General features: G+C 73.2%; 14 protein-coding genes. 8 read left to right on the top strand and 6 right to left on the bottom strand.

The window, feature by feature from the left end:
* Nucleotides 1-104 precede the first annotated feature (104 nt).
* Nucleotides 105-269: a hypothetical protein gene (locus tag H505_RS49660; RefSeq protein ID WP_157432880.1), complete on the bottom strand. Its 165-nt coding sequence runs from the start codon at nucleotides 267-269 to the stop codon at nucleotides 105-107.
* A gap of 94 nt (nucleotides 270-363) precedes the next feature.
* Between H505_RS49660 and H505_RS0102985 the strand changes: the two genes are divergently transcribed.
* The 5 genes from H505_RS0102985 to H505_RS0102965 all read left to right on the top strand — a co-directional run bounded on the left by H505_RS0102985 (nucleotide 364) and on the right by H505_RS0102965 (nucleotide 9,631).
* The gene (locus H505_RS0102985) at nucleotides 364-1,458 is read left to right on the top strand and encodes an endonuclease NucS domain-containing protein (protein WP_026400774.1); all 1,095 of its coding nucleotides are present in this window, start codon (nucleotides 364-366) and stop codon (nucleotides 1,456-1,458) included.
* Between the two features lie 128 nt (nucleotides 1,459-1,586).
* Complete coding sequence (drmA, locus tag H505_RS39560) at nucleotides 1,587-5,390, top strand: DISARM system helicase DrmA (protein WP_034516469.1); 3,804 nt, start codon at nucleotides 1,587-1,589, stop codon at nucleotides 5,388-5,390.
* Nucleotides 5,391-5,392: 2 nt separating this feature from the next.
* The gene (drmB, locus tag H505_RS0102975; protein WP_026400773.1) at nucleotides 5,393-7,294 is read left to right on the top strand and encodes a DUF1998 domain-containing protein; all 1,902 of its coding nucleotides are present in this window, start codon (nucleotides 5,393-5,395) and stop codon (nucleotides 7,292-7,294) included.
* Nucleotides 7,294-8,055, top strand: coding sequence for a DISARM system phospholipase D-like protein DrmC (gene drmC / locus H505_RS0102970; RefSeq protein WP_026400772.1), 762 nt, complete (start codon nucleotides 7,294-7,296; stop codon nucleotides 8,053-8,055). The genes drmB and drmC overlap by 1 nt, the downstream gene beginning before the upstream one ends.
* Nucleotides 8,056-8,113: 58 nt before the next feature.
* Nucleotides 8,114-9,631, top strand: a complete 1,518-nt coding sequence (locus H505_RS0102965; protein WP_034516467.1) for a serine/threonine-protein kinase — start codon at nucleotides 8,114-8,116, stop codon at nucleotides 9,629-9,631.
* Nucleotides 9,632-9,974: 343 nt separating this feature from the next.
* Here the strand turns inward: H505_RS0102965 and H505_RS0102960 are convergent, their stop codons facing one another.
* A complete protein-coding gene (locus H505_RS0102960) occupies nucleotides 9,975-12,116 on the bottom strand; it encodes a TerD family protein (RefSeq protein WP_026400770.1) in 2,142 nt (713 codons plus the stop codon).
* 193 nt (nucleotides 12,117-12,309) lie between these two features.
* On the opposite strand from H505_RS0102960, the gene H505_RS39555 reads away from it, so the two are divergent.
* Nucleotides 12,310-13,530, top strand: coding sequence for an alpha/beta hydrolase (locus H505_RS39555; protein ID WP_064743468.1), 1,221 nt, complete (start codon nucleotides 12,310-12,312; stop codon nucleotides 13,528-13,530).
* A 64-nt stretch (nucleotides 13,531-13,594) separates the two neighbouring features.
* Complete coding sequence (locus H505_RS0102950) at nucleotides 13,595-14,659, top strand: RNA ligase (ATP) (protein ID WP_026400769.1); 1,065 nt, start codon at nucleotides 13,595-13,597, stop codon at nucleotides 14,657-14,659.
* Nucleotides 14,660-14,686: 27 nt separating this feature from the next.
* On the opposite strand, the gene H505_RS39550 is transcribed toward H505_RS0102950, so the two are convergent.
* The 3 genes from H505_RS39550 to H505_RS0102930 form a co-directional block, all read right to left on the bottom strand.
* Nucleotides 14,687-15,253, bottom strand: coding sequence for a PepSY domain-containing protein (locus H505_RS39550; RefSeq protein ID WP_051300117.1), 567 nt, complete (start codon nucleotides 15,251-15,253; stop codon nucleotides 14,687-14,689).
* 284 nt (nucleotides 15,254-15,537) lie between these two features.
* Nucleotides 15,538-16,278 carry an aminoglycoside nucleotidyltransferase ANT9 gene (locus H505_RS0102935; protein ID WP_026400768.1) on the bottom strand — a complete coding sequence of 247 codons (741 nt, stop codon included), beginning with the start codon at nucleotides 16,276-16,278 and terminating at the stop codon, nucleotides 15,538-15,540.
* 23 nt (nucleotides 16,279-16,301) lie between these two features.
* Complete coding sequence (locus tag H505_RS0102930; protein WP_199747781.1) at nucleotides 16,302-17,264, bottom strand: LysR family transcriptional regulator; 963 nt, start codon at nucleotides 17,262-17,264, stop codon at nucleotides 16,302-16,304.
* A 100-nt stretch (nucleotides 17,265-17,364) separates the two neighbouring features.
* On the opposite strand from H505_RS0102930, the gene dnaE reads away from it, so the two are divergent.
* Entirely contained in the window at nucleotides 17,365-20,940 is a 3,576-nt protein-coding gene (dnaE, locus tag H505_RS0102925; RefSeq protein ID WP_034516464.1) for a DNA polymerase III subunit alpha, read from the top strand.
* Here the strand turns inward: dnaE and H505_RS0102920 are convergent.
* Nucleotides 20,927-21,514 carry a DUF305 domain-containing protein gene (locus H505_RS0102920; RefSeq protein WP_051300113.1) on the bottom strand — a complete coding sequence of 196 codons (588 nt, stop codon included), beginning with the start codon at nucleotides 21,512-21,514 and terminating at the stop codon, nucleotides 20,927-20,929. The two genes, dnaE and H505_RS0102920, sit on opposite strands and share 14 nt — an antisense overlap.
* Nucleotides 21,515-21,522: the final 8 nt, after the last annotated feature.

Here is a 21,522-nt window from a genome sequence, read left to right as displayed (position 1 = left end):
GTCCCGGGCCGCGGCGGCGGCGGCGGGCTCGGGACGGGGCGGTCAACGGAACAGGTCGTCCATCTCCGCTTTGCCGGCGCGGCGGCGGAGCCACTAGTCGAAGATCAATCGAATCCCAGTGCCATGAGCGGGCTGAACACCGCGATCGTGGTCCAGGACTCTTCCGGGTCGCCGATCTTCACCAGGGCGTCCCACAGCAGTCCGAAAGCCAAATAAAAGCCGATCCGAATTGCCGGGTGGGGCAGCCTGGCCGTTCGCTTCTCGGGCATGGCCGAAGTATGGCACCGGCTGAGTGGAATCGTGAGGGCGATTCCTCAGGGGGTAGCTTTGCTGTCTCAGGTCGGTGGGGTGAAAGGAAACGCGGTGTCGCTGGAGATCGGGCTGTGGCGTGTCGATGGTGCGCCGGAACGGGTCGCTTTGTCGTCCATGCCGCTGGAGGCGCGGCTCGAGGAGCTCATCGAGGCCGATCCGGGGATCCTGGGGACGCCGCTGCTGCTCATCGGTCGCCAGGTGCGGACCGAGTACGGCAAGTTCATCGACCTGCTCGGACTGGACGCCGAGGGGACGCTCCACATACTCGAACTCAAACGGGATCGAACGCCGCGCGAGGTCGTGGCGCAGCTCCTGGATTACGGCTCGTGGGTGCAGGACCTCTCCAACGAGGACATTCGCGAGATCTTTGCCGAGTACATCAGGGCGAGCGGTGCCGGCAGGGACCTGGATCAGGCGTTCGCGGAGCGGTTCGGTGCGAGCCCTCCCGAAGCCCTGAACACCGCGCACACGCTGACCGTGGTCGCCGGTGAGGTGGACGCGTCCACGGAGCGGATCGTGACCTACCTGGCGCGGCGGAACGTGCCGATCAACGTGATGTTCTTCCGCTACTTCGAGGACCAGGGGCGCAAGTACCTGGCGCGGACGTGGTTGATGGACGAGGCCGTCGTCACCGCGTCGGCGGCGGAGTCCAAGGGCCAGGGCAAGAAGGAGCCGTGGAACGGGCAGGACTGGTACGTCTCGTTCGGCGAGGAGGGCGGCGTCCGCAGTTGGCTGGACGCGCGGCGGTACGGGTTCGTGTCGGCCGGGGGTGGCGACTGGTTCTCGCGGACGCTCCGGGCCCTCCCGGTCGGGGACCGGGTCTTCGTGCACATCCCCAAGGTCGGGTATGTCGGGGTCGGCACGGTGACGCGGGAGGCGCGGCCGTTCGACGAGGCGGAGCTGGTCGTCGACGGCTCGGTGCGGAAGATGACGGATCTGGAGCTCGCCGCCGCCTACCGGCACGACCACCAGCCCCAGGACGGGCAGGATCGCCGGGAGTGGGTCGTCGCCGTGGACTGGCTCAAGACCGTCCCGCACGAGGATGCGCTGTGGACGGCGGGCATGTTCGCCAACCAGAACTCCGCGTGCAAGCTCCGTGCGCGGTTCACCATCGACGTGGCCACTCGGTACTTCGGCCTTGACTGATATGGGACCTTGTTGGCGTTGAACCGCTGGCCGGGCAGCAGTGGCAGCCGGGTGTGAACACGCGATGTCATAGGTATGTGCTTGTGTATCGTGTACACGACATCGACCCCCGTAGGTGGAGGCGCACCGTGAACGAGAGCAGCGAGGGGTTGTTCCCCAACCCCGCCGACGAGCAGCTCACGCTGGTGAAGGGCGACGACGGCCCGCCGGTGCCGCCGCTGGACGTCCCGCAGTCATTCGCCGACGGCTCGTCGTTCGAGGTGCGCGACGAGCTGGAGGAGCTGGTCCGCCGAGACCTGCTGGGGCCGTGGGACGGGCCGAGGGAGGAGTTCGCGCCGAAAGCGATGGGGCCGCGGGAGCGGTACCTGGTCGGGATGCTCGGCCCGAAGAACGAGCCCCTGTCGGTGCTGGAGAACGCCGACGAGGTGCCCGACACCGAGGCCGGGGTCCAGGGCGACGCGCGGGAGGGGGAGCTGCCCGACGTTGTCACCCCGCAGGCACTCGGGCGCATCTGGGCGTCGTCCATGGGCCTGTCGTTCTGCGTCCCCGAGGACGTCGACGCGGTCGTCGTCACTGCCAAATGGGGGCGGTACGACCGGCAGGAGCGGGAGGACGAGGACGGCAAGAAGCCGCGCGTCTGGGTCCGCGAGCCGGTGGAGCGGGAGAAGGAGGTGCGGCTGGACGCCGATGGCGCCTACCGGATCCCGCTCACGGCGGAACGGGACAGCGACCCCGGCGTCCTGCTGGCGGTCACGGTGCGGGCGCGCGACGGGCGGCGCGTCGCGGAGATCGCGCTCGTGAACCAGCAGTCGGAGCCGGCGAGCGGCAAGGACACCGCGTGGCTGTTCCAGCCGGAGCTGACGGTGACCGCGCTGGACGGCGCGAAAGCCGTGTTCCTCCCCGTGGACGACCCGGCCGACGGCCTCGCCGCCGTCGCCGACGACCCCGAGGAGATGCACCTGCGGCTCCTCTACCGGCACGAACGCCGGTACGCCAGCGGACGGAACGTGGCCGTGCACGCCGACGTCGCGCCGGGAGAGCGGGTCGCGCACCGGCTCACGACCACCTGGCTGCCGGTGTACGACGTGCCGATGACGACGGCGCCGAAGGCCGGGCTCGAGGACGTCGAGCTGCGGATGGACGCCCTCGCCGAGGCCACCGCGGAGCAGCTCGGGGCGGGGCTGCGGCCCCTCGTCGACGGCTACCGTGCGTGGCTCGACGAGCGGGACGCCGAGATCCCGGGGCTGCCCGAGCCCCTGCGGCCCACGGCGCAGCGGGCCGTCCACGACGCGCGCCGGGCCGCGCAGCGCATCGCCGCGGGCGTCGAGCTGCTGTCCGACCCCGCGAGCCCCCGGCACGACGAGGCCGTCCGGGCCTTCCGGTTCGCGAACGAGGCGATGGCCCTGCAGCGCCGCCGCACCGCGCTCGTCCCGCTGCGCGAGGAGGGGCGGAGCTTCGCGGAGGCCATGGCGGAGATCGACGCGAGGGGGGCGGCGGCCGCGAGTTGGCGCCCGTTCCAGCTCGCGTTCGTCCTGCTGAACCTGCCCTCCCTCACCGACCCGGGGCACGCCGAGCGCGCCGCCGACCACACCGCCCTGGTCGACCTGCTGTTCTTCCCGACCGGCGGCGGCAAGACGGAGGCGTACCTCGGCCTGACCGCGTACACGTTCGCGATCCGGCGGCTGCAACGCACCCTCGGCACCGGAGAGGACGCCCGCGACGGCCTCGCCGGCGTCGCCGTCCTCATGCGGTACACGCTGCGGCTGCTCACCGCGCAGCAGTTCCAGCGGGCCGCCGCGCTGGTGTGCGCGGCCGAGACACTGCGCGCCCGCGACCCGGACGTGTGGGGCGACGAGCGGTTCCGGATCGGCCTGTGGGTGGGGGCGGGCGTGTCCCCGAACTGGTTCGAGCAGGCCAAGGACCAGGTCATCGAGGCCCGCGACTCCGGGAACTCGAACCGCGCGAACGTCCTTCAGACGCTCGCCTGCCCATGGTGCGGGGAGAAGCTGCAGGCCCACCGGGATCTGGACATCGACGAGGAGCGGCGGCGCGTCCTGCTGTACTGCCCGCGCGGCGAGGGGACGGACGCGTGCCCGTTCTCGAAGCGGCTCGCGAGCGGTGAGGGCCTGCCGATCCTGACGGTCGACGAGGAGATCTACCGGTACGCGCCGAGCCTGGTCATCGCCACCGTCGACAAGCTCGCGCAGCTTCCGTGGCAGGGTTACGCCGGAATCCTGTTCGGGCGGGTGCACAGCCACTGCCCGCGGCACGGCTACCGCCACGGCGATCTGGACGACAGGACCAACTGCGCCAGTCGGCACAACCCGAGCAAGGGCGGGCTGCCCGCGGTGACCGCGAACCCCGTCCCCCGGCTCCGCCCGCCGGACCTGATCATCCAGGACGAGCTGCACCTCATCTCCGGCGCGCTCGGCACGACGGTCGGGCTGTTCGAGTCGGCCGTCGCGGAGCTGACCGCGTGGCCGTACGCGCAAGGCCGGACGGGGCCGAAGATCGTGGCGTCCACGGCGACGACGAAGCGGGCGCGCGAGCAGGTCAGCGGCGTGTTCGGCCGGGAGCTGGCGGTGTTCCCGCCGCAGGTCACCGACGTCGCCGACACGTTCTTCTCCCGGCGCGAGCCGCTCACGCCGCAGACGCCGGGCCGCCGCTACCTGGGCGTCTGCGCGCACGGTGTGCGGATCAAGTCGGCGGAGATCCGGCTGGCGGAGATCCTGCTGCTGGCCGGGCAGACGCTGTACGACCGGTACGGGAAGCCCGCCGACCCGTACATGACGATGGTCGGCTACTTCAACGCGACCCGGGAGCTGGCGGGGATGCGCCGCTACCTGGACGACGACGTGACGACGCGCGTCCGCCGGGGCGGCAAGCCGAGGGGCCTGTCGGACCGGATCGTCACCCGCAGCGGCATGCTCACCGTCCAGGAACTGACGTCGCGGATCTCGTCCGGCGACATCAGCGACGTGCTGAAACGGCTGGAGCACGGCTTCGACCCCGAACTCGACACGTCCGCGCGCCGCTACGACGCGCCCGCCGAACAGGCGCGCTACTACCGGGAGAGCCGGGACTCCAAGGCCCGCAAGACGGCCGCGCCGATGCACTTCCTCGCGAAGCGGTTCGCCGACCGCAAGGACGCCGGGCTGCAGCCGGTGGACGTGGTGCTGGCGACGTCCATGCTCCAGGTCGGGGTGGACGTCTCCAGGTTCGGGCTGATGGTGATGGTCGGGCAGCCGAAGAACACCGCCGAGTACATCCAGGCGTCGTCGCGCGTCGGTCGCGACGCGGCACGCCCGGGCCTCGTCGTCACCCTCTACAACTGGTCCCGGCCCCGCGACCTGGCCCACTACGAGGATTTCGAGCACTACCACGCCACCTTCTACCGGCAGGTGGAGGCGCTGTCGGTCACCCCGTACACGCGCAGGTCGCTGGACCGCGGGACGGCCGCCGCGCTGGTCGCCGCTATCCGGCACAGCGCGGAGGAGCACTCCCGCAACGGGGACGCGCAGGTCGTCGACAGGTACGACCCGCGCGTCCAAGTGATCATCGAGCGGATGCTGCACCGCGCCGAGGCCGTCGCCCACGAGCGCGGGCGAAGCTACCTGGAGGAGCGGATCCAGACGGTCCTGGACACGTGGGAACGGGAGCAGGGGCACGGCTCGGTCCGGCTCGGCTACCGGGACGCCACCAGGAACAAGCAGACGACGCGGGCGCTGCTCCGGCCCGCCGGGAACGGCAGCTGGCAGACGATGACGGTCGGCATGTCCATGCGGGAGACCGAGAACGAGATCAACCTGCTGTTCCCGGGCGTCGACGCCGTGTTCGCCCCCACGTTCCACGAGCCTCCGTGGACGTTCGGGGCGGCGGAATCCGACACGGACGCCGCGACCGAAGCCCCCCAGAGCGGCGAGGAAGGCTGACCATGACCGGGAGCGCGCTGTTCCACCGCCGGGTCGGCACCGTCCGTCCGAGCCACCTGATGTTCACCAGCGGCGTCGGCGCCCTCGTCGACCTGCCGAACTTCTCTGCCCTGGTCAAGGGGCTGGACGACTGGAGCCACAAGAACGTCCCGAACTCGCAGGCGATCAACGAGCCGCGCCTGCTGGCGGCCGTCCAGTACACCATCGGCAAGAGCGTCCAGAAGCTCATGCCGGCGCCCTGGATGGAGCCGAGCCAGAAGGACCCGACCGGGCAGGCCGCGAAAGTCGGGGTGCCGGTCACACCGTTCCCGAGCTGGCTCCGCTGTACGGCGTGCAACGAGCTCGGCGCCCTCGACTCGGGCGTGTTCGGGTTCGAGAACACCAACATCCACCGGCCGCACGAGGCGCGGTTCTACCACGCCAAGTGCAAGCGGAAGAAGCCGCTCGCGGTCGCCGCCCGGTTCGTCCTGTCCTGCACCAACGGGCACCTCGACGAGTTCCCGTACGGGTTCTTCGTGCACCACGGCGACGCGTGCCCGAAGGCGAGCCACCCGCGGCTGCGGATGGACGACCGGGGCGGCAACCTCGGCGCGAACGTCGAGCTGTCGTGCGTCAACTGCGGGGAGCGCCGCAACATCCGGGAGGCGCAGGGCAAGCGCGGCGAGGAGAACCTGCCGCGCTGCCGGGGCCGCCACCCGCACCTGGCGACGTTCGACACAGGCGGCTGCGGCCGTCCGCCGAAGCTGCTGGTCGTCGGCGCGTCCAACCAGTGGTTCGCGAACACGCTGTCCGCGCTGTTCGTCCCGCGGGCCGGCGCGAGCGCGCTGGACGCGAAAGTCGAGAAGTACTGGACGGTCATCAGCCCGTTCGCCGTGGAAATGTACCCGTTGCTACGGGAGAACATGCCGGTGTTCAAGGAGTTCGACCAGTGGGACGATGACGAGCTCGCCGAGGCGGTCGAAAGGCACAAGGCCCGCCTTGAGAAGAAGAGCGACGCCAAGGAGGAGACCAAGGGATATCCGGACCTGCGCACCGCCGAATGGGAGATGTTCTCCGGCCCGACCCCCGACCCGGACGCCGACCTCACCCTCCGCCGCGACCCCGCGGGGGTACCGGACGAGCTGGGCGGCGTCTTCTCGGACGTCGTACAGGCCGAGCGGCTCCGCGAGGTGCGGGCGCTGATCGGCTTCACCCGGCTGGACGCCCCCGACCCCGACGATCCGGAGCTGGTGGAGCTCGTCAAGCTCGCCCGTGGCAACCCGGAATGGGTGCCCGCCAGCGAGGTGCGCGGCGAGGGGATCTTCCTGCGGGTCCCCGAGGAGCTGCTGCGGGACTGGGAGAAGCGCGTCGCCGACTCCGACGCGCTCAGGGCGCACCGCGAGGCGTACGCGCGGCACCGCCGCAACCGGTACTCCGACCGGATCGCGTCCATGGCCGACTTCGACGAGACCGCGCACTGGCCCGGCGCCCGCTTCATCGCGCTGCACACCCTCTCCCACCTGCTGATCCGCACCATCTCGCTGGAGTGCGGGTACAGCTCGGCGAGCCTGTCGGAACGGATCTACTCCGGCACCGAGGACGACCCGCACCGCGGCGGCATCCTCATCTACACGGCCGTGCCGGACGCCGAGGGCACCCTCGGCGGGCTGGTGTCGCTCGCGGAACCGGAGCAGCTCGTCCGGCTCACCCGGCGGGCCCTCACCGACGCGCGGCACTGCTCGTCCGACCCGCTGTGCGCCGAGCGGCTCCCGCGGCACCCAGCGGACTTCCTGCACGGCGCGGCCTGCCACGTCTGCCTGTTCGTTTCCGAGACGACCTGCGAGCGCGGCAACAAGTTCCTCGACCGGCGCTTCCTAGTGCCTGTTGACGACAGCGGCCTGGCCCTCTACCCGGACGTGCCGTGATGACTCCGCTCGACCGGTTCGACGCGGCCGTCGGGGACGACGCCGCCCGGCTCGGACCGTCCCGGCTGCGGACCCTCGCCGCCCGCTTCGAGCGGGACGGCGCCGGGCTCGCCCCCGCCGGGTTCGGCGCCGAGTTCGCCGACGCGGCCGCGCGCATCACCGACGCCGCCCGCCGCCTCCCCGCCGGGGACGTCGCCGCGTACCTGCGGGGCATGGCGACGGCGCTCGCGCACCGGGAGGCGGCGGTCCGGGTGGACATGGTGTGGAGCGGGCCCACCGGCCACGCCGTTCCGGTCCGCGCCACCGCGCAGGTCCTCGCCCAGGTCGTGGGCCGTGCCCGGCACGAGCTGCTGCTGATGACGTACTCCGCGCGCCGCTACGCCCCGCTGCGCGCCGCCCTCGCCTCCGCCGTCGCGCGAAACGTCCGGGTCCGCGTCGTCGTGGAGACCCTGCAGGGCGCCGGGAGCGCGATCTCCGGTGCGGAGCCCGCCGCCGCCTTCCACGGGCTCGGCGTTGAGCTGTGGCACTGGCCGGTCGACCGCCGTCCCGACGACACCGGCCGGCTGCACGCGAAGATCGCCGTGGCGGACCGCCGCGAACTGCTCGTCTCCAGTGCGAACCTCACCCAGTCGGGCGTCCACGACAACATCGAGGCGGGCCTCCTCGTCCGCGGCGGCACCGCGCCGGTGCGCGCCGCCGAGCACGTCGACGCGCTCTGCTCCGCGGGCACCCTGCAGCGCATGCACCGTCCCCGACCATGAGAGTCGGGAACGCGGACCCCGCTGGTCAAAGAGCCCATCGGGACGATTGAATACCGGCGTGACGACGATCGCCGGCAGGTACGAACTCGATCACGTCCACATCGGCAAGGGCGGGATGGGGGAGGTGTGGGGGGCCACCGACACCCGGCTGGGGCGGCGTGTCGCCGTCAAGTTCGTCCGGGTCGACGGCGATGACGAACTGATCAGGCGGTTCCGCCGCGAGTACCGCCTCACCGCGCGGATGGCGCACCCGGGCGTGCCCGTCCTCTACGACGCGGACAAGGTGGAGTCAGGCCCGTTCGAGGGGCGCCTCTACCTGGTGATGGAACTGGTGGACGGCGTCAACGTCGCCGACCTCGTCGCCGAGCACGACCCGCTGCCGATCGGCTGGGCCGCCGCGATCGCCGCGCAGGTCTGCGCCGTCCTCGGTTACGCCCACGGTAAGACGCTCGTGCACCGCGACCTGAAACCGGCCAACCTCATGGTCGACGGGGACGGTGCGGTGAAGGTCCTGGACTTCGGCCTGGCCGTCGCCCTGGACGCCGACGAGCGGTCCCGCCTCACCAGCACCGACCAGATGCTCGGCACCCTCGCGTACATGGCGCCCGAACAGTTCCGTGGGCGTTCCGGACCGTCGAGCGACCTGTACTCGCTCGGCTGCGTCCTGTACCAGATGCTCGGCGGCCGGGGCCCGTTCGAAGGCCCCGACAACGTGTCGTTCATGCACGCCCACGTCTACGAGAAGCCGAAGCCCGTCCGGAGCCTCCGCGCGGACGTCCCGCCGGACCTGGACGCCCTGGTCCAGCGCCTCCTCGCCAAGCAGCCCGAGGCCCGCCCCGCGTCCGCCGAGGAAGTGTACGACGCTCTGCTCCCGCACGCCTTGATGCGGGAGCTTCCTGGGGCGGTCCGCGCCGGGCGCAGCCCCGCCCGCATGTACGCCGACGTCCTCGGCCGCACCTCGGACACGCCGGCCCCGGCCGTCCCGCCCGCCCCGAGACCGGCGCCGGCCGGCGGCGACTTGGACCTCGGCGACGTCGCCCGCGCCCGGCGGCGCGCCGATCGGCTCGCCCGCGACTCCCGGTTCGGCGAGGCGGCGAGCATGCTCGGCGAGGCCCGCGACCGGGCGGAGAGCGCCCTCGGCACCGGCCACCCCGAGGTCATGGCGTTGCGCCGAGACCACGCGGACGCCCTGTTCCAGGGCGGGGACTACCGGTCGGCGGCCGCGGCGTTCCACTCCCTCGCCGAGGACGTGGCCCGCCGCGAGGGCGCCGACGCCGAGAACGTCCTGTCGCTGCGGCTGCAGGAGGCCACCTGCCACGCGCTCGGCGGCGAGGCCGACCGCGCCCTCGCCGAGCTCCACGACCTGGTCGCCGATCAGACCCGGCTGCACGGCGCCGACGACGCCCGCGTGCTGGACCTGCGCCGCAAGATCGGCCTGCTGCTGCACGGTGCGGGCCGCACCGACGGCGCCGTCGAGGTGCTGGACGGCCTCGCCGACGACCTCGAGCGCCTGCACGGGCCGGACGATCCGGCGCTGCGGACCGTCCGGCAGCACCTCGCCCGGATCGGCGGCTGACCGACCGCGGAAGAGCGAGACGGGCGCCGCCCTTTCGGGTGGCAAGGAAAGCGGAAAGAGTGAGGATCAGAGCGGTGTGGGAAGAAATCTTTCCCATGGCCTCACCGAAAAGCATGTGGGCATATATGTGGGAGAAAAAGGAAACGGGCGCCGCGGTGAGCGGCGCCCGTTCGACGAGGAGAGCGAAGGCACTGGGTTGAGACACTGGCCCCTTCGGGCCATGCATCAGAAGGAAGCACCCTCGTGGCCTCGGTCGCGGGAGGAAAGCGAAAGGGCTGGGTTAACTTTTGCAGAGTTGTGAGAAGGAAGCCCTTTCATGGCCTCGCCGCGACGATTCTAACAGTCACGCCGGGATCAGGTCGCGCAGATTTCGCAGCGTGAACGCCTTCGAGCCCTCGGGGAGGCCGTCGGGACGGTCGAGGCCGACGAAGGTCACGGGCTCGTCCGGCAGCGGAACCCCGTCGAGCACCGTGAGCTGCCGCGGCTCCATGAGGTCGACCAGGTACCGGACGGTGAGGTAGCGGCGCTCGATGACCGCGCGGGTCAGCGCCGCCGTCGTCACCCGGTTGCCCTCCACGGTGTTGAACGCGAACCCGCCGCGCAGGTGCAGGTGCATCCACTTGGCGTGCCAGTCGCCCTCCTTGCCGCGGACGAACGCGAGCGGAAGGGCCACCCGGGCGGGCCCGCGCAGGTCGGACTTCATCCGGACGGTCCGCGGCTCGAACGGACGGCCCGCCTGCTCGCCGTCGCGCACCATGAACCCGAAGAACGATTCCTCGACGTCGTCGAACCCTTCACCCGAATAGACGTTGACCTGCGGGATGACGAACGACGCTTTGACCTTTCGCAGCGACAGGTTGATGAACTCCGACGCGCCGTCCGGCGCCTCGGTGATGTCGCCGGAATGCTCGCCGCCGACCTTGCGGAGCGACGTGTACGACAGCCACTGCGGGTTCCCGTAGTCGCGGTCGAGCATGAGCGCGGAAAGGTCGTAGTCGGTGCGGTATTCGCGCTGCTTCCAGTAGATGAAGAACCGCAGCAGCTCCCCGTCGACCGGCGAGAGCGAGCCGCGGGGCAGCACGCCCAGGCCGCTCGCGGTCGCCTTCCCGCTGAGGGGCAGCGCGACGTCGAGGACGGCCGGGTCCACGACGAGGTGCGCGGGCGCGGGCAGCCGCCTGCGGACCTCGTCGTCGAGCAGGTCCTTGAGCCGCCGGAACGCGGCGGGGTCGAGCGGCGGCCGAGTGTCGGGGAGGGCGACGCCGCGGCCCGTGCGGTTCGCGAAGACGCGCGTGCCCTTCGCCTTCCTCGTCCGGTTGAGCAGGTGCTCGCGGACCGACAGCAGCACCCGGCCGGACACCTGCCCGGCGGCGCCCTCGGCGGCGTCGAGCACCGCGCCGGAGGCGTCCGGGTCGGTGCGCAGCAGCCGGTCCAGCGACCGGAACAGCACGCCGGGCGCGTTCGCGGCGAGCTTCGCGGCGCCGGGGACGTCGCCCGCGCCGAGCAGGGCCTCGACCCGGCCGGCGAACGACGGCGCCTTCTTCTCCCCGCGCGCCACCGCGAAGACGTCCCGCGCGTGCGGCCACCGCGGGTACTCGTGCGGGTGCAGGCGCTCGCCGAGGCGCTTCCACCGCTCGCGGTGCGCGGCCACGTCGCCGAGCTTCGCCGGGCTGTCGCGGACGACCGCGTCCAGGCCCGCGAGGAGGGCGCGGCGCTCGCGGCGGGTCAGCAGGAACTCCGTCGGCTCCGCCAGCGTGACGTCGCCGAGCGACAGCGCGCACGCGAGCCGCAGGACGTCGGTGACCGTGTCGAGCAGGAGGTCGCCGCCCTCGGCCACCCGCACCCGGTTGATCAGGGCGCGGTTCTCCCGCACGGGGATCGCGTCCGGGACCGCGTCGGTGCAGTGCGCGGCGAGCTCGCGCAGGACGTCGAGTTCCTCCTCGGTGAGCGGGGTGGCGCTCCCGGCCAGCGCCAGGAACAGCCGCTCGGCCTCCGCGTCCACCGGGCGCCCCGCGTGCAGGACGGTCAGCCGGTCCCCGGCGCCCGCGACCAGCTCGTCGTGCGCCGCCAGCATCTCCTCGTAGGTGTGGAGGTACTTCCCGTACTTCGGCAGCGACAGGAGGTTGAGCGACCCGTTCACGATCTCGACGTTCGCGTCGGGGTCGGCGAGCGCGCCCACCAGGCAGGACACCCAGAAGTCGAGGGTGTCGGGCACGCCGTGCGGGAAGTCCCGGAAGTAGACGTTGTGCCGGACGTGGTCGCCGACCATCTCCCGCACGACGGGCAGCACCCGCCCGGCGAGGCCGTCGACGGCGTCCCCGGCGAGGCCCGACAGCGCGTCGAGCAGGTCGCCCGACAGCTTGAACCCGGCGGACATGAGCGCGGCGTCGAACCGCCGCGCGGCCGTGCCGCCCGCGCCCGCCGGGCCGTCCGGAACGGGCACCCGGTGCGCATGCCGCACGACGAGACGCTCAAGAGTGTTGGTCACCCGGGAATAGTCGCAATGTTCGCGTTCCTCGCCTACCGGTTTTTGTGGACGCGCCCGCCCCGGCCCCTACCAAAGTCGGGGGCGGGGGAGTCCGGGGGCGGATGTGCGGACGGCCGTCCGGGCGCGACAGTCGTCGCGCAGGCCGCGCCGGAGAACCGGCCCGCGGCACGGACAGTCGGGAGTTGATGCGCCGGTGACCTTCGGATACCTGATCACGCTGGTCGTCGTGGGGGTGCCCGCCCTGCTGGCCCTGTGGCCGCTGCGGCGCCCCGCCGGGCTCGCCGAGGCGGGCTTCGTCCTCAATCTGGGGATCAACGAGATCCCCCAGCTCGGCCTGGCGCTGCTGGCGTCGGCCACGGCGATGACGGCCGCGTCCGGCGATCTCGGCGCGTCCGGCTGGACGGCGGCGGCGCTGGTCGCGATCGGCCTCGTCGTCATCGCCGTGCGCGGCCACCGCTCGGCCCCGGTCCTCCGGCGGGCCCTGGACGACGGCCTCGGGGACGGGTGGCGCGCCGCCGTCGCCCCCGACCTCGCGGCGGCGCTGCGCCGGCGCCGGCCGTACGCGCGGATCCTGGCGATGCCGTTCCGGGTGCGCCCCCGCTCGGTGGCGAAGGCGCGCAACATCGCGTACGGCGATGCCGGGCGGCGCAACCTCCTCGACGTCTACCATCACCGCTCGCGTCCGGGCGGCGCGCCGGTCCTGATCCACCTGCACGGCGGCAAGTACCGGCAGGGGAGGAAGAGCACGCAGTCGATGCCGCTGGTCCACCGGCTCGCGAGCCAGGGCTGGGTGGTCGTCAGCGCGAACTACCGGCTGCGCCCGGCCGCGGGCCACCCCGACCACCTGGTCGACCTGAAGAAGGTGATCGCGTGGGTGCGCCGCCACGGGCGGGAGTACGGCGCGGACCCGGCGACCCTCTTCGTCTCGGGCAGCTCGGCGGGCGGGCACCTGTCCCTCCTGGCCGGCCTCACGCCCGGCGACGCCGCCTTCCAGCCCGGATTCGAGGACGCGGACACGTCGGTCACCGGGGTCATCGTCCTCAACGGCTACTACGGCCCCTACTTCGGCAAAGGTGAAGAGTCGTCGCCGACGGGCCACCTGAGGCCGGACGCGCCGCCGGTCCTGGTGGTGCACGGCGACCGGGACACGATCGTCCCGGTGGAGAGCGCCCGGGACTTCACCGCGCGGTTGCGCGAGGCCAGCACCCGTCCGGTCGTCTACGCCGAACTGCCGTGGGCGCAGCACGCGTTCGACCTGTTCCACTCGCTGCGCTTCGAGGCGGTCGTGGACACGGTCGAGGCGTTCGCCGCCTGGGTGCGCTCGCCCGCGGCGGGTGCGGGCCGACCGGCCGGGGCGGCCAGTGACGGCGCCCGGGCGGCCGGACGGGCCGGCGGCGTGGGGCGTATGCCGTAAATGGGTTGTTGGGGGAGTGGCGGGTTGCCATTCTTGGCCCGGAAAACGGGAAAGGGGAATGCCGATGTCGACGCTGCGCGTGACGGCCGAACGGCTGACCGTCCTTCCGCACGACAACGCCGACGCACTGGAACTCGCGCAGGTGGGGCTGTACAGGGCGGTCGTGCAGAAGGGCCGGTACGCGACCGGTGACTGGGCCGTCTATATCCCCGAGGGGTCGGTGCTCCCGGACGAACTGATCGGCGAGCTCGGGCTCACCGGGAAGCTCGCCGGTTCGGCCCGGAACCGCGTGAAGGCGGTGCGGCTGCGCGGCGAGCTGTCGCAGGGCATCGTCTGCCGGCCGCGCGCCCTCGACGGGACGGACCTCGCCGCGGCCCACGCCGAGGGGCGGAACTTCGCCGACGAACTCGGCATCGTCAAGTGGGTGCCGCCGATCCCCGTGCACATGGCGGGCGAGGTGGTGCCCGCCCCCGATCTCATCAGGTGGATAGAGATCGAAGACGTCAAGCGGTACCCGACGATCTTCGAGCCCGGCGAGGCCGTCGTGGCGACGGAGAAGATCCACGGGACGGCGTGCCTGCTCACGCTCGCGGACGGCGAGCCGTTCGTGTCCTCGAAGGGGTTCGGCGGCAAGTCGCTGGCGCTCGTCCGCGACGGCGAGAACCTGTACTGGCGGACGCTCGAGGCGCACGGGGCCGTCGAGGCCGCGGCGAAGATCGCGGAGCGGTTCGGCGCGTCCCGGGTGGGGCTGTTCGGGGAGGTGTACGGCCGCCGCGTGCAGGACCTGCACTACGGCGCCGCCGAGCCCGGGTACGCGGCGTTCGACGTCGCGGTGGCGGGCGAGGACGGCGCGGTGCGCTGGCTCGACCCGGCGGAGCTGGCCGGGGTGCTGGCCGACGCGGGCCTGCCCGCCGCGCCCGTCCTGTACGAGGGCGGGTACGACGAGGCGCTGCTGATGGAGCTGGCGAGCGGGCGCGAGACGGTGTCGGGGAAGGCGGAGCACCTGCGGGAGGGGCTGGTCGTGCGGCCCGCCGCGGGGCGCCGCAGCCCGGTGACCGGCGGGCGGGCGATCGCGAAGTTCGTCTCGCCCGGCTACCTCACCCGCAAGGGCGGCACGGAGTTCGAGTGAGCGGGCCCCGGCGGCGCGCCGCCGGGGTCACCGCCGCAGCACGCGGCCGGTGCGGGCGTCGACCTCGACGGTGCGGCGGGCGCCGTCGGGGCCGACGGCGTCCCCCTCCCAGACGAGCGCGCCGCGCCGCTCGTCGAGCTCCAGCTCGGTGACGCGGGCGCCGGGGACCGTCGCGCGCATCGCGTCGGCGGCGTCCCGGTAGTCCAGCTTCGCGCGCCGGACGCGCCGCAGGTTCTCCTCCCGGTCGGCCCGGTCCTCCGGCTCGGGCTCGTCGCGGACGACCTCGGTGCCCGCGCCGTCCACGGTGAGCTCGCGCTCGGCGCCGTCCGGGGCGACGAGCCGCACCTCCCAGCCGTCGCCCTCGCGCTCGACGGACGTCAGCACGGTGCCCGGGGCGGCCTTCAGCGCGGTCGCGGCCGCCCGGTCGAGGGCGCCGCCGGCGGGGGTGGTGACGGGCAGGGGCGTGGTGCCGGGCGCGGTGAGGGTCTCCGCGGTGCCGGACGCGCCGGGAGCGTCCGGGCCGTCCCCGCCGCAGGCCCCCAGGGCGAGCGTCGCGGCGAGCAGCGCGGCCGGTGCCGCGGCGGGTCCTCTCACGACCGCCCTCTACCCCGCGACCACGGTCCGTACGCGGGCGGGTGCGGTCGGGCAGGGTTGCCGGAGATCGCGGCGGCGGTCCCGGACGTGTGCGTGGTCGTGGCGGGGGAGGGCGACCGGGCGCGCGTCCGCCGGATCGCCGCGCGCCGGGCTGAGCGCGCGCGTCCGCACCCCGGGCTTCGCCGTGCACGCCGTGCTCCTCACCGGCCTGGCCGCGGGCGCGCTGCGCCTGCTCGCCCGGCGGCTCCGCCCCCGCGGCGCGGCGGGCGCATGACGTGGGGGACCTAGGGCGACACCCGGCCGATCTCGGCCGCGACGTACTCGGCGTGCGGGCGCAGCCGGGCGCGCAGGTCGTCCCAGCGCTCGTCCTCCTCGCCCAGGTAGACCGCGCGCGCCCGGGCCAGGACGGGACGGTGCTCCGCGGGCAGCCGGGGCAGCGCCCACGCGGCCGCCGCGTCCTTCGGCATGATCTCCCCGGTGGCGGCCGTCGCCCACACGCGCGCCAGCGTCAGGACGACGTTGCGGGCGTCGCCGTCGAGCTCGCCGAGCAGCCCGGGGACGCTCCCGGTGATCGCCCGGACGACGTCCGCGTGCGGCACCGGGGCGAACACCCGGGACGGCGGCGGGCCGAACAGCGGCGCGTCCCCGGCCAGCGCCATCGTGATCAGCGGCGCCAGGTCGGGGCTCGGCTCCGGCGCCGGGACCGCGCCGCGCTCGTACTCGTCCCGCAGCCACTCGCCGTACTGGAACTCGCACACCGGCGGGTACCGCCACGGCCGGACGGCCGTCTCCACGACCACCGTCAGCTCCACCGGCCGCGCGGCGCCCCCGGAGACCGGCAGCAGCCCCGCGACCAGCGCCCGCCGCTCCGCCCGCGCCGCGGGCCGCCGGACGACCGCCAGGACGTCCACGTCGCTGTGCGGCCGCAGCCCGCCGAGCACGGCCGATCCGTGCAGGTACGCGCCGACGAGGTCGGCGCCGAAAACGTCGTGCAGGAGTTCCAGAACGAGGTCCGTCTGTTCCATCGCCACCATGCTGACACAGCCGATCATGAGGGCGGGACGGAGAAGGCGGCGCGGTCGGGCTCCGGCAGCCACTCGCGGCCGGGCCGGAACGGGCGGAAGCCCTCGCGGGCGAACGCGAGCAGCGGCGGCAGCACCGGGTGCCGGTTGCGCGGGTGCCACAGCAGCGACCACGGGTACACCGGGGCGGGGTCGACGACCGGGAGCTGCACGACGCCGGGATGCCACGGCACGCGGATCTTCTCGCCGACGCCGAACGTGATCAGCTCCCGGGACGCGGCGGTCCGCTCCACCATGGCGTCCAGCCCGAAGTCGGGACCGGACGTGTCGATGCGCACGCCGAACTCGGCGGTGAGGGCGCGGTAGAAGTCGGCCCACTCGGTGTCGGCCCGCGCGGCGCCCGGGACCCACAGCGGCGGGCCGACCAGCTCCGCGATCGGCACCCGGTCGCGCGCGGCGAGCGGGTGCCCGCGCCCCACCAGGACGTGGATCGGCTCCAGCAGGACGGGCCGCGCCTCGACGCCGCCGAGGTCCCCGACCGCGCGGCCGAAGAACGCGTCGAGCGTCCCGCGGGCGAGCGCGGGCAGCGCGCCCGCCAGCCCGCCGGACCGCAGGATCTCGATGCCCACGTCCGGCACGGTCTCGTGGAACGCCCGGACGATCTCGACGGGCGCGAGCCGCGTCCCGAGCACGTCCACCCGCAGCGCCCGGTGCCGGCTGCGCACCAGCTCCACCGCCCGGTCGGCGAGCGCGAGCACCGCGCGGGCGTGCACGAGGAAGGACGCGCCGTCGTCGGTCGGCTCGGCGCCGTTCGGCGTGCGGCGCAGCAGGGCCGTGCCGAGGTCGGACTCCAGCCTGGCGATCCGCTTCGACACCGCCTGCTGGCTGATGCCGAGCCGGGCGGCCGCGTCGCCGAAGTACCGGTCGTCCGCGACGGCCACGAAGGCGCGCACCGCGCCGAGGTCCAGGTCCACGAGCTCCTCCGACAACCGTTGGGTGTGATCGCCGCGCGTGTCGATTGTTGGACGGGCGACTCTACCAGCGGGTCGAATGTCGGCGGCGGGGAATCGTCGACAACCGGGAGGCGTAGTGGGCGGGGGAAGGGCAGCGGACTCGTTCGTCCATCTGCACGTGCACACCGAGTACTCGATGCTGGACGGCGCCGCGAAGGTCGGGCCGCTGATGGACGAGGTCGCGCGGCAGGGGATGCCCGCGGTCGCGATGAGCGACCACGGCAACGTACACGGCGCCTACGAGTTCTTCCACGCCGCGAACCGCGCCGGGGTGAAGCCGGTCATCGGCATCGAGGCGTACGTGGCTCCCGCGTCCCGGCACCACCGGGCGCCCGTGTTCTGGAGCGACGACCCGTCCCTGCGGAAGTCGGACGAGACGACCGGCGCGGGCGGCGACGTGTCCGGGCGCGGCCTCTACACGCACATGACGATGTGGGCGGTGGACGCGGACGGCCTGCGGAACCTGTTCCGCCTGCAGTCCCGCGCCTGGCTGGAGGGGCACGTCCAGAAGTATCCGCGGATGGACGCGGAACTGCTCGCCGAGCACGCGGCGGGCATCGTCGCCACCACCGGCTGCCCGTCCGGCGAGGTGCAGACGCGGCTGCGGCTCGGCCAGTACGCGGAGGCGGTCGAGGCCGCCGCCCGGTACCGGGACGTGTTCGGCCCCGGGAACTACTTCCTCGAACTGATGGACCACGGCCTGCCGATCGAACGCCGCGTCCGCGAGGACCTGATCCGGCTCGGCCGCGAGCTGGACCTGCCGCCCCTCGCCACGAACGACTCCCACTACGTCACCGAGGACCAGGCCGAGGCGCACGACGCGCTGCTGTGCATCGGCACCGGCAAGCGGCTCGCCGACGAGAACCGCTTCCGGTTCGGCGGCAGCGGCTACTTCATCAAGCCCGCCGCCGAGATGCGCGCGATGTGGGACGCCGAAGTGCCCGGGGCCTGCGACAACACGCTCCGCGTCGCGGAACGCGTCGGCGACTACGGCGCGGTGTTCGCGCACCGCGACCTGATGCCGCGCTTCCCCGTCCCCGACGGCGAGACCGAGGCGTCCTGGCTGCGCGCCGAGACGCTCCGGGGCGCCCGCCGCCGCTTCGGCGACGACCCGCCGCGGGACGTCCTCGACCGCATCGACTACGAGCTGTCCGTCATCACCGACATGGGGTTCCCCGGGTACTTCCTCGTCGTCGCCGACATCTGCCGGTACGCCCGCGAGAACGGCATCGGCCTCGGCCCCGGCCGCGGCTCGGCGACCGGCTCGATGGTCGCGTACTGCGTCGGCATCACCGAGCTGGACCCGATCGAGCACCGGCTCATCTTCGAGCGGTTCCTCAACCCCGAGCGGATCACGATGCCGGACGTCGACCTCGACTTCGACGACCGCCGCCGCGAGGAGATGATCGACTACGTCACCCGCACGTACGGCGACGACCGGGTGTGCCAGATCGTCACGTTCGGCACCATCAAGGCGAAGGCGGCGGTGAAGGACGCCTGCCGCGTCCTCGGCTACCCGTACGCGCTCGGCGACCGCATCACCAAGGCGTTCCCGGCCGCCGAGGGCGGCAAGGAGATCCCGCTCGCCGCCATCCACGACGCGTCCCACCGGCGGCACGGCGAGGCCGCCGAACTGCGCCGGATGTACGCGGACGAACCGGACGTCAAGCGCGTCATCGACACGGCCGTCGGCGTCGAGGGCCTCACCCGCGGCACCGGCGTGCACGCCGCCGGGGTGATCCTGTCGTCCGAGCCGCTGCTCGACGTGCTGCCGCTCGTCCGCCCGAAGGCCGCAGGCCCGGTCGTCACCGGCTTCCCGTTCACGCAGGCCGAGGACATGGGCCTGCTCAAGATGGACTTCCTCGGCCTGCGCAACCTCACCGTCATCCACGACGCCGTCGCGGGCGTGAAGGCGAACCGGGGCCTGGACGTCGACGTCCGCACCGCGCCCCTCGACGACCCGAAGACCTACGCGCTGCTCGCCCGCGGCGACACCCTCGGCGTCTTCCAGCTCGACAGCGGCGGCATGCGCGTCCTGCTGCGGATGATGCGGCCGACGACGTTCACCGACATCGCCGCCGTCAACGCCCTCTACAGGCCCGGCCCGATGGAGATGGACGCCCACACCAACTACGCGCTCCGCAAGACGGGCCGCCAGAAGGTCGAGCCGATCCACCCGGAACTGGAGGAGGCGCTCGAACCGATCCTCGGCGACACCTACCACCTGGTCGTCTTCCAGGAGCAGGTGATGGCCATCGCGCAGCAGCTCGCCGGGTACTCGCTCGGCGCCGCCGACATGCTGCGCCGCGCCATGGGCAAGAAGAAGAAAGAAGTCCTGGACGCCGAGTGGGAGCGGTTCTCGTCCGGCATGCGGGAACGCGGCTACTCCGCCGAGGCGGTCAGGGCGGTGTGGGACGTCCTCGTCCCGTTCAGCGGCTACGGCTTCAACAAGTCGCACACCGCCGGGTACGGGCTCGTCTCCTACTGGACCGCCTACCTCAAGGCGAACTTCCCCGCCGAGTACATGGCCGCCCTGCTCAGCTCGGTCGGCGACGACAAGGACAAGACGGGCGTCTACCTGTCCGACTGCCGCCGCCTCGGCATCCGCGTCCTGCCGCCCGACGTCAACGAGAGCGTCCTCGACTTCGCCGCCGTCGGGGACGACGTCCGGTTCGGCCTCGGGGCCGTCCGCAACGTCGGCGCGGGCGTCGTCGACGCGATCGTCCGGACGCGCGCGGAGAAGGGCGCGTACACCTCGTTCGACGACTTCCTCGCCAAGGTGCCCGCGCAGGTCTGCAACAAGCGGGTGCTGGAGTCGCTCGCGAAGGCGGGCGCGTTCGACGGCCTCGGCCACCCCCGCAAGGGCCTCGTCGCGGTCCACGAGCAGGCCGCCGACGCCGTCGTGGACGTCAAGCGGCACGAGGCGCACGGCCAGGACGCCCTGTTCGGCGCGGCCGCCGGGCCCGGCGCGGGGGACGCCGCCCTCACCGTCCCGATCCCCGACGGCGAGTGGGACCGGGCGACGCTCCTCGCCCACGAGCGGGAGATGCTCGGCCTGTACGTGTCGAGCCACCCCCTGGACGGCACCGAGCCGATCCTCGAACGGCACCGCGACCGGACGATCGCCGAACTGCTCGCGTCCGGCCGGGCGGACGGGCGCGTCCGGCTCAGCGGCATCGTCTCCGGCCTCCAGCGCAAGGTCACCAAGCAGGGCAGCCCGTGGGCGATCGTCGCGCTGGAGGACCACGACGCGTCCGTCGAATGCCTGGTCTTCCCGAAGAGCTACATGCTGTACGGGGACGCCCTCGCCGAGGATCGCGTCGTGTCCGTGCGGGGAAGGATCAACCTGCGGGACGACACGGTCAGCGTGTACGCCGAGGAGGTGACCGTCCTGGACGTGACCGGACCCGGCGACGCCGAACCCCCCGTCGTCATCACGGTGGCGGAGGCGCGGGTGACGCCGCGGCTCGTCGGCGACCTGAAGCGGATCCTCCTCGCGCATCCGGGCGCCGCGCCGGTGCACCTGCTGCTCCGGCGCGGCGGCCCGGCGAGCGTCCTGTTCGACCTCGCCCCCTTCCGGGTCGCCCCGGACGCGGCCCTGTTCGGCGACGTGAAATCGCTGCTCGGCCCCGGCTCGGTCACCCGCTCCTGACCGGGTGGCCGACCAGGACGAGCATCCGGTCGATCTGCGCCGACCGCGACCGCTCCACCCTCCCGGCCAGCTCCCGCGTCCACGGGTCCCGGCCGCGGTGCAGCTCCATGCGGGCGAGCTGGACGGCGTCGTCCTGGTGGGCGATCAGCAGGTTGAGGAACGCCCGTTCGAACCGGGCGGCCGGGAGCCGCTCCAGCGCCGCGAGCTCGGCGTCGGTCGTCTCCGGGACGACGCCGCCGTGCGCGTGGTGCGCGTCGGCGGGCGCCCGCAGCGGCCGCTCCCACCCGCGCAGCCGCGCCACGATCCGGCCGGCCTCGGCGCGCTGCGTCGTCTCGATCGCCGCGGCGAGCGTCCGCACCTCGGGCCGGACGGGACGCTCGCGGGCGAGCGCCGCCAGCTTCACCGCCTGCCCCTGGTGCGGCACCATCATCTGCAGGAACATCACGTCGGTCGAGTTGAAGCCCGCGCCGCCGCGGGTCGCGGCGGCGGGGCCGGCGGGCGGGCCGCCGGCCCCGCAGCGCGCGAACAGCAGCAGGCCGCAGGCCGCGAGCAGCGCGAGCGCGGCGTACTTCATCGCGTCGG

It is taken from the genome of Actinomadura rifamycini DSM 43936 (genome assembly GCF_000425065.1).
GTDB lineage: Bacteria > Actinomycetota > Actinomycetes > Streptosporangiales > Streptosporangiaceae > Spirillospora > Spirillospora rifamycini.
The sequence above is the reverse complement of the archived record's forward strand: the minus strand, read 5'-3'. Positions and strand labels throughout refer to the sequence as shown.